The organism is Lysinibacillus sp. GW821-FHT14F06 (genome assembly GCF_058803665.1).
Genome location: NZ_JBXAPF010000070.1, coordinates 1 through 1,673 on the forward strand (window position 1 = coordinate 1; position 1,673 = coordinate 1,673).

General features: G+C 42.8%; 1 protein-coding gene. It reads right to left on the reverse strand.

The window, feature by feature from the left end:
- Positions 1-75: 75 nt before the first annotated feature.
- Complete coding sequence (ltrA, locus tag AC1RNS_RS26410) at positions 76-1,338, reverse strand: group II intron reverse transcriptase/maturase (protein WP_492996775.1); 1,263 nt, start codon at positions 1,336-1,338, stop codon at positions 76-78.
- Between the last annotated feature and the right edge of the window lie 335 nt (positions 1,339-1,673).

A 1,673-nucleotide genomic window follows, 5' to 3' on the forward strand; every position in this document is an offset into this window, starting at 1 on the left:
AATCGAGTAGGAGGGAGTGATTAACTCCCGACCTCTCACACCACCGTACGTACGGTTCCGTATACGGCGGTTCAATTAAGATGAATAACGCAAAGTTTCGTAACGAACTTGCAGACTTTTCAGCCCTTGGCTTTCCCAATAGGAATTGCCGAGGGTTCTGTGTAATATGGGGCTTTTTGAGATGCGCCAGTACCCTTTTCGGGTATTTCCCCATTCGTATGCCTTTCCATATGGAACTTTTAAACGAATGAGATTTCTGACTCTTGTTCGGGGTTTCTTCCAATTCTTCCAAAGACACATTCGCAATCTTCTCTTAATCCAACTATCTAGTAGTTTAAATATGGACGCGGTATCTGCGAGCGCAAAGTATCCACACCAACCAATTAGATATTGGTTGAGTTTTTCAATGCGGTATTCCATTGGATAGGGCATCTTTCTTGAGGTAATTTCTCGTATTTTCTTCTTCATTCGATGTAGGCTTGTTTTCGCAATACGGACCTTTGGTTCTTTATGACGGGTAAAACTAAACCCTAAAAACTTCCGATTCCACGGTCGGTCTACTGCTGACTTTTGTTCATTTACTTTAAGTCGCAGTTTCCCTTCAATAAATTGCTGCACACTTGCCATCGTACGTTTCCCTGCACGTTTACTTTTCACATAAATGTTACAGTCGTCTGCGTATCGAACGAATTTATGACCACGCACCTCTAATTCTTTATCGAGTTCATCTAACACGATATTTGAAAGTAGCGGACTTAAAGGCCCACCTTGTGGTGTTCCTTCTTCTGTACTTGAAACAACTCCATTTATCATGACCCCTGCTTGGAGATATTTACGGATAAGTTTTAATAATGATTTATCACGAATTCTTTTCGCTAATGTTGCCATTAGTCGGTCGTGGTTGACCTTATCAAAGAATTTCTCTAAATCCATATCCACAACCCAGCGATATCCTTCCTTCATATAACCCTTTGCTTTTCGGACTGCGTCATGAGCACTCCGATTTGGTCGGAATCCATAACTATTGTCCGAAAAAGTGCTGTCATATTCCTTCGATAATATCTGCGATATGGCTTGTTGAATCAAACGGTCTGTCACGGTTGGAATACCTAATAGACGCATACCGCCGTCTGGTTTCGGGATTTCGACACGACGTACCGGTTGCGGTTCATAGGTTCCCGATAGTATTTGCGATTTAATGGATTCCCAGTTTTCGAGGATGTGCTGACGTAAGGTTTGTACGGGCATCATGTCTACTCCATGGCTTCCTTTATTCGCTTCCACTCGCTTTAATGCTTGTATCATATTCGGACGTGCTAGAATTTGATTCAACATCACCTTTTCGTTCCTTTCCGTGAATAGCTTGTCTTCTTATGCCCACCTGAACTACACCCTCCGCAAATACCCTCATGGACTTCACCATTACTTTCTAAGCGTGAGGTTTCTCTGTTTTCTGTGTTTATTCATTCAAGATGGAATGCCAAGGGCTATTCTCTCTTAGTTGTTCAGTCCTTCCGATTCGTTCTAGACCCAATCGTATTATGACCTCTGCTGACTTCTGATGGTTCAGCTACCTATCGCTAAGTAGGTTATGAAGGGTACTTCACGTTTCCATCAGATCTCCCCGGGTAAGCGCATGCACTTTCACACCATCTATCCGCCTCATTTACTCG